Origin of the sequence: Shigella sp. FC1967 (assembly GCF_001743005.1) — a bacterium.
Classification (GTDB): domain Bacteria; phylum Pseudomonadota; class Gammaproteobacteria; order Enterobacterales; family Enterobacteriaceae; genus Proteus.
Window position 1 is genome coordinate 1 of sequence record NZ_MIIZ01000599.1, and the last position, 6820, is coordinate 6820.

Genomic DNA, 6820 nt, shown 5'->3' on the forward strand with positions numbered 1-6820 from the left:
ATTGCACAAGCAGAAGCTGAGGATATTGGATCTTTACGCGAAGAAGTGCTTGCAGATAAAGTTGTTGAGCAAGAGAAACCAAAGAAAGAAGGCTTTTTTAGCCGACTGAAAAAAGGTTTACTGAAAACTCGTCAGAACTTAGGTTCAGGATTCCTTGGTCTATTTCGTGGTAAGAAGATTGATGATGAGCTTTTTGAAGAGTTAGAAGAACAACTCTTAATTGCGGATGTGGGCATGGAAACCACAACTAAAATCATCACTAGCCTGACCAAACATGCCACTCATAAAGATCTTAAAGATGCCGAAGCGCTTTACGGAAAACTGCGTGAAGAGATGGGCGATATTTTAAGTAAAGTTGATAAACCATTAAATATTGAAGGTAAAAAACCTTTTGTTATTTTAATGGTTGGCGTTAACGGAGTGGGTAAAACAACCACAATCGGAAAATTAGCGCGACAATACCAAGCTGAAGGTAAATCTGTCATGTTAGCGGCGGGGGATACATTCCGAGCAGCCGCTGTTGAACAGTTACAAGTTTGGGGCGAGCGTAATCATATCCCTGTTGTGGCACAACATACTGGCGCTGATCCTGCATCGGTTATTTTTGATGCAATTCAATCAGCCCAAGCAAAAGGTGTCGATGTTCTTATTGCTGATACCGCAGGACGATTGCAGAATAAATCCCATTTAATGGAAGAGCTGAAAAAAATCGTTCGTGTTATGAAAAAATTAGACGAAGAAGCACCACATGAAGTGATGTTGACGTTAGATGCAAGTACCGGACAAAATGCAGTTAGTCAGGCAAAACTCTTTAATGAAACCGTTGGGCTAACTGGATTAACATTGACTAAACTTGATGGTACAGCAAAAGGAGGCGTTATCTTCTCCATTGCTGATCAGTTTGGTATTCCTATTCGTTATATCGGGGTAGGTGAAGGTATTGAAGATCTACGTCCGTTTAAGGCCGACGATTTTATTGAGGCTCTGTTTGCCCGCGAGGAGTAGTTTTAATGATCCGCTTCGAACACGTCAGCAAGGCTTATTTAGGTGGAAGACAAGCATTACAAGGGGTTGATTTTCATCTTCGCCCTGGTGAAATGGCTTTTTTAACGGGTCACTCTGGCGCCGGTAAAAGTACATTGCTTAAGTTAATTTGTGGAATAGAACGCCCAAGTGATGGTGCTATTTGGTTTGCTGGTCATGATATCAGTAGACTAAAAAACAGTGAGATCCCTTTTTTGCGCCGCCAAATTGGGATGATCTTCCAAGATCACCACTTATTGATGGACAGAACGGTTTATGACAATGTTTCTCTTCCCTTGATTATTGCTGGCGCAAGTGAAGAGGATATTCGACGAAGAGTTTCAGCTGCTTTAGATAAAGTAGGACTATTGGATAAAGCGAAAAATTATCCTATTCAACTCTCTGGCGGTGAACAACAACGTGTTGGTATTGCGCGCGCAGTTGTGAATAAACCGACGGTTTTACTCGCAGATGAGCCAACAGGTAACCTTGATGGTGAGCTTTCAGAAGGTATCATGCGCCTTTTTGAAGAGTTTAACCGTGTTGGCGTAACGGTGTTAATGGCGACACACGATATGTCGCTGATAGAACGCAGAAATTATCGCATTCTTACATTAGGGCAAGGCAGAATGGTGGGAGGGCAAAATGGCTAAAGCAAAAAGTTCCCGTAAATCAATGCCAACGCCAGGCGCAAAAACCAAGGCACTAAAAGGGGGAAGACGCGAACAGTGGCGCTATGCATGGCGTAATACAATGGCTGATTTTTTACGCCAGCCGCTCTCCTCTTTTTTAACGGTAATGGTTGTCGCTATCTCTCTCACCTTGCCTAGCATCTTTTATATTGTGTGGAAAAATGTTTCTACTGCGGCAGAACAATGGTATCCAACACCACAATTAACAGTTTATCTTGATAAATCTCTTGACGATTCATTGGCTGAAGCCACAATCAAGAAAATAGAAGCGTTAGAAAAAGTTGAGAATGTTAACTATCTTTCACGACAAGATTCACTAGTGGAATTCCGTTCTTGGTCTGGTTTTAGTAGTGCATTAGATATGTTAGAAGAGAATCCATTACCAGCCGTTGCGATTGTGACGCCCGTTATGGAGCCTAGCGATCAACAATTAATGGTGAATTTGCGTGATACAGTCGCGAAAATACCCGGTGTTGACGAAGTAAGAATGGATGATAGCTGGTTTACTCGGCTTTCAACGTTAACTTCATTAGTTGGGCAAATTGCTTTGGTGATTGGTACATTGATGGTTGTTGCTTTGTTATTGGTGATTGGTAACAGTGTGCGCCTCAATATTTTCAGTCGCCGTGACACCATTAATGTGATGAAACTAATTGGTGCCACTGACGGCTTTATTATGCGTCCTTTCCTTAATTGGGGATTGATCCTCGGTTTTATTGGTGCCGTATTTGCCTTGATCTTTTCAGCGCTACTGGTGTGGAAACTTTCTGATGTAGTGACTCAAGCCGCGACCGTGTTTGGAACGTCATTTTCCATTTCTGGGCTAGGTTTTGATGAATCTATCATTCTTATTCTTGTTGCTATGACAATTGGCTGGCTTGCCGCATGGTTGACGACAATGCAGCATTTGCGTCAATTCACACCAGAATAATGAATTAGCGCGTTTTTATCTTATTTTCTGCATCTGAGAAGATATTTTTTATCAGGCTGGGTTACGTTAATATCGTCACCCAGCCATTTTATCGACGGCTTGTCTCTGGCATAATAATGAACGCACTCTTTTCTACAATAAGGCAACAGTCATATTTGCTTCTGTGATAGAAAAGTACAAAGATATGTAAACATAGATGCGAGATGAACCTTTAGTCTTTATGCTGGTCAAATAGCCGTTATGATAAAAATACATCGTAAAAACCTTAACAGGCTTCCCATTTAAGCTATATTTAAAAGGCTCATCTACTTTTCCTTATCGCGATAATTTTAATTATTCATTTGATTTTCATGAGGATTTGAATGACAAAAGAAATGCAATCCTTAGCATTGGTTCCGCAAGGCAGCATCGAAGCGTATATACGTGCAGCCAATTCCTATCCGATGTTAACCGCAGAGGAAGAAAAGGAACTCGCTGAACGGCTGCATTACGATGGTGACTTGGATGCAGCAAGAACGCTTATCCTTTCACATCTGCGCTTCGTTATTCATGTTGCTCGCAGCTATTCAGGTTATGGCTTACCACAAGCTGATCTTATCCAAGAGGGTAACATCGGTCTGATGAAAGCGGTTCGTCGTTTTAACCCAGAAGTGGGTGTCCGATTAGTCTCTTTTGCTGTGCATTGGATCAAAGCTGAAATTCACGAATATGTACTACGTAATTGGCGTATCGTGAAAGTCGCAACGACAAAGTCACAACGTAAACTCTTTTTTAATCTGCGGAAAAATAAAAAGCGTTTAGGTTGGTTTAATCAAGATGAAGTGGAGCTTGTGGCAAGAGAATTGGGCGTATCAGAAAGTGATGTCCGAGAAATGGAATCACGAATGTCAGCGCAAGATATGGCATTTGATATGACCGCTGATGATAGTGATGACTCACATCCTATTGCTCCTGTACTCTTCTTAGAAGATAAGTCTTCTGACTTTGCTGATGGCATTGAAGAAGATAACTGGGATAATCATGCAACGGATAAACTGACGTCAGCAATTGAAACTCTTGATGAACGTAGCCAAGATATTATTCGTGCTCGTTGGTTAGATGATGATAACAAATCGACGCTGCAAGACTTAGCGACAAAATACGGTGTTTCTGCTGAGCGTGTTCGTCAATTAGAAAAAAATGCGATGAAGAAATTGCGTTTAGCGATTGAAGATTAATCACATTTCAGATCACGCATACGCGTTCATAAAGTAGAGTATGTTATAAAAGCGATATGAAAATATCGCTTTTTTTGTTGCATGGAGAAAAGAACGTGAAAATCGTTATCGCCCCTGATTCATTTAAAGAAAGTTTAAGTGCGAAAGACGTTGCAATGGCAATAAAACAGGGTTTTTCACGTTCTTTCCCCAATGCGCAATATTGTTGTATTCCCATGGCGGATGGCGGTGAAGGAACGGTGACATCGCTGGTGGATGCAACGCAAGGCCGTTTTATCTCTACTCAAGTGTGCTCGCCTTTAGGTAAACAAGTAACCGCAACGTGGGGGCTCTTAGGTGATAACAGTACTGCCGTGATTGAAATGGCACAAGCTTCGGGTCTTCATCTTATCCCTTTATCTCAACGCAATCCCAATTTAACGACCAGTTACGGTACGGGGGAGTTAATTAATGCGGCACTTGAAATGGGCGTTAAAAAAATCATTTTAGGATTAGGAGGAAGTGCTACAAATGACGCAGGTGCAGGTATGATGCAAGCACTGGGTCTTGGTCTTAAAGATAAGTTTGGCACATCTTTGCCTTTTGGTGGACGCTCATTAGCCCAGCTTTATTCTATTGATATCACGAAGCTTAATCCTAAATTAAAACATATTGAAATCGAAATTGCCTGTGATGTCACGAATCCATTGTGTGGAGAAAAAGGGGCATCGGCTATTTTTGGCCCTCAAAAAGGAGCCACTAAGGATGATATTGCGCAGTTGGATAACGCACTACACCATTTTGGTACTTATCTTGAGAAAATAACGCAACGCAGTCTTATCAATATAGCTGGAAGTGGCGCGGCAGGAGGATTGGCTCTGCCTTTGCTTGCATTTACGCAAGCAACACTTTCGCGAGGTGTTGAATTAGTTGCTCATGCTGTTGAATTAGAAAAACAGTTAATCGATGCAGATTTAGTCATCACTGGCGAAGGTCGAATGGATAGTCAATCGGCACAAGGTAAAACTCCAACAGGGGTCGCTTTGCTGGCAAAAAAATACCACCTTCCTGTTATTGCGTTGGTCGGTGGTTATTTACCTGATTATGATGTGGTTCATCAGCAGGGAATTGATGCCGTTTTCTCTATTGTTCCGGGTGTTTCTACATTGGACGATGCGCTTAGTAATGCACAATATAATCTTAGTGAGACGGCTTATAATGTGGCGAGGCTTTATGCTTTAGACTTCAAGGTGTAGCGTTGTTGACTAGTCAGATATTATTGTATGCTCCTAGCGACACCTTGAATTATTTAGAGTATATGTTTGCATATAAATCAAGTTGTAGGATTATTTAAAACATAGAGATCAGATTGTTGTGATGGATTAAATTGATGGTGTGTTAAAAAAGCATGTGCAATATCATATCCTTTTTCTTCTGCAGATAAGCTGGTTGCTTGCCAATGAGTAATATTAGGATATGCAGCTAAGCATTCTGTCAGTAAATAATGTCCAACACCACGACGGCGAGTCACTTCTCTGACCATAAAATCGGTAATCAAGGCGTTATTATCTGATAGTCTAACCCAGCAAGCAGCTAATAATCGTTCATTAAATCTTGCTACAAAGAGTCCATTCTGGTCGTTGATCTCATTTTTTAGCGCTGATTGATAACGTCTATCTTGCCAAATTTTGTCTAAATCAATACGGTCTTGTTCAGAGCGCTGTGTGAGTTTTTCTATGGTTAGTTTCATTTAATATCCTGTTAGTTTGCAGTGTGTTTTTTTTTCTTTTAATGAAGGCATTAAGGTTTTAATGGTGAAACACAATGCCAAACTCGTTAAGATCACACAAGAGTAAAAGACATACTCATAGTTATTGCCAGTCACAAAATAGACCGAAATCATAGGGCCTGCCGCCATTCCACAATAACGAATAAAATTATAAATCCCCATTGCCGTTGCTCTCATCGTACTAAAATGACTCGTTAATAATGTGGTATGAGTTGGCATTGTTAACCCTAAAGAAAGCCCATATAACACAGTTAAACCAAGCATTACAGGTAATGAGGTTTGCCAAAAGAGTGCAAACAGCGTCAACATCATTAAGTTGATACAAGACGTAATAATCACGCCATATTCTGCGCTAAATAGATGGCAAATTCTGCGGTAAAGATAGCTACCTAAGATAAGTGCAATCGACATAGGTAGATATAATCCACCTATTTCAGTGCTATTAAGCTGATAGAGATGAAAAGCAATTAAGGGTAAAAAAAACCAGTAGACAAAAATAGTTATAAAACACCATAAAACTCATGACAAATACAGATTTACCCGCAGATGCCGTAAGAACTTGTTGCATTGCAGACACGCTTTTAAAGGCTTCTTTCTGCTCAGGGCGTGTTTCTGGTAAATAAAAGAGATGGGTAATAAGCAAAATAACACCGACAACGGCCAAGAAAATGAAAATGCCTTGATATTGATAATGTTGTGCTAAATATCCACCTAATAAAGGGCCACAAGCTGGGGCTAGTGCTAATAGCATTTGATACGATCCCATCGCTTTAGCACGCTCGTTTCCTTGGTAAAGATCGCCAAGAATAGTGGCTGCAACCACAGGAATAGCCGCAATACCGATAGCTTGGATCACACGCCAAAAAATTAATAAACGAATAGAATCAGACCAGACACACCCTAATGCACCTACAATAGAAATTGCTAATCCACTGAGAAAAATAGGTTTTCTTCCCCATTTATCAATCAATGAGCCGTAAAAGAGTTGCATAACAGCCATAGCAAAAGTAAATGCAGATACCGTTAAATTAACCAATGATAACGAGGTATTAAATTGTTGCTGGATCAAAGGGAGCACAGGGGTATAGATATTTTGGGCTAAAGAGCCTAGTAGTGCACTTAAAAACAAATGAGATAAAACAGACTGCGGATTGATAATTTCATGATATTGCCTCTTTTCCTTTTTTTT

The 6820-nt window shown here is 40.5% G+C and carries 8 protein-coding genes; 5 read left to right on the forward strand and 3 right to left on the reverse strand.

Features of this window, described 5'->3' with window-relative positions; all coding sequences use genetic code 11:
* The 5 genes from ftsY to BHE89_RS06645 form a co-directional block, all read left to right on the forward strand.
* Positions 1-1005 (forward strand): signal recognition particle-docking protein FtsY (gene ftsY, locus BHE89_RS06625; protein ID WP_128860365.1); only part of this gene is annotated, 1005 nt, incomplete at its 5' end.
* A 5-nt stretch (positions 1006-1010) separates the two neighbouring features.
* Positions 1011-1676 carry a cell division ATP-binding protein FtsE gene (ftsE, locus tag BHE89_RS06630; protein ID WP_023583735.1) on the forward strand — a complete coding sequence of 222 codons (666 nt, stop codon included), beginning with the start codon at positions 1011-1013 and terminating at the stop codon, positions 1674-1676.
* Complete coding sequence (gene ftsX, locus BHE89_RS06635) at positions 1669-2646, forward strand: permease-like cell division protein FtsX (RefSeq protein ID WP_069368402.1); 978 nt, start codon at positions 1669-1671, stop codon at positions 2644-2646. The genes ftsE and ftsX overlap by 8 nt, the downstream gene beginning before the upstream one ends.
* Before the next feature lie 362 nt (positions 2647-3008).
* On the forward strand, positions 3009-3863 hold the full coding sequence (rpoH, locus tag BHE89_RS06640) for an RNA polymerase sigma factor RpoH (RefSeq protein WP_023583733.1): 855 nt from the start codon (positions 3009-3011) through the stop codon (positions 3861-3863).
* A gap of 95 nt (positions 3864-3958) precedes the next feature.
* Positions 3959-5098 (forward strand): glycerate kinase, encoded by a 1140-nt coding sequence (locus BHE89_RS06645; RefSeq protein WP_069368401.1) that lies wholly within the window; start codon positions 3959-3961, stop codon positions 5096-5098.
* A gap of 77 nt (positions 5099-5175) precedes the next feature.
* Here the strand turns inward: BHE89_RS06645 and panM are convergent, their stop codons facing one another.
* The 3 genes from panM to BHE89_RS25200 all read right to left on the reverse strand — a co-directional run.
* The gene (panM, locus tag BHE89_RS06650) at positions 5176-5592 is read right to left on the reverse strand and encodes an aspartate 1-decarboxylase autocleavage activator PanM (RefSeq protein WP_069368400.1); all 417 of its coding nucleotides are present in this window, start codon (positions 5590-5592) and stop codon (positions 5176-5178) included.
* Positions 5593-6135: an MFS transporter gene (locus tag BHE89_RS25195; protein WP_353615109.1), complete on the reverse strand. Its 543-nt coding sequence runs from the start codon at positions 6133-6135 to the stop codon at positions 5593-5595.
* Positions 6074-6820 (reverse strand): MFS transporter (locus BHE89_RS25200; RefSeq protein ID WP_286145955.1); only part of this gene is annotated, 747 nt, incomplete at its 5' end. The genes BHE89_RS25195 and BHE89_RS25200, both read right to left, overlap by 62 nt.

What these genes read in the sequence shown, in the direction of transcription:
- ftsE (WP_023583735.1), top strand. Translation starts at nt 1,011, where the DNA reads ATGATCCGCTTCGAACACGTCAGCAAGGCTTATTTAGGTGGAAGACAA.
- ftsX (WP_069368402.1), top strand. Translation starts at nt 1,669, where the DNA reads ATGGCTAAAGCAAAAAGTTCCCGTAAATCAATGCCAACGCCAGGCGCA.
- rpoH (WP_023583733.1), top strand. Translation starts at nt 3,009, where the DNA reads ATGACAAAAGAAATGCAATCCTTAGCATTGGTTCCGCAAGGCAGCATC.
- panM (WP_069368400.1), bottom strand. Translation starts at nt 5,592, where the DNA reads ATGAAACTAACCATAGAAAAACTCACACAGCGCTCTGAACAAGACCGT.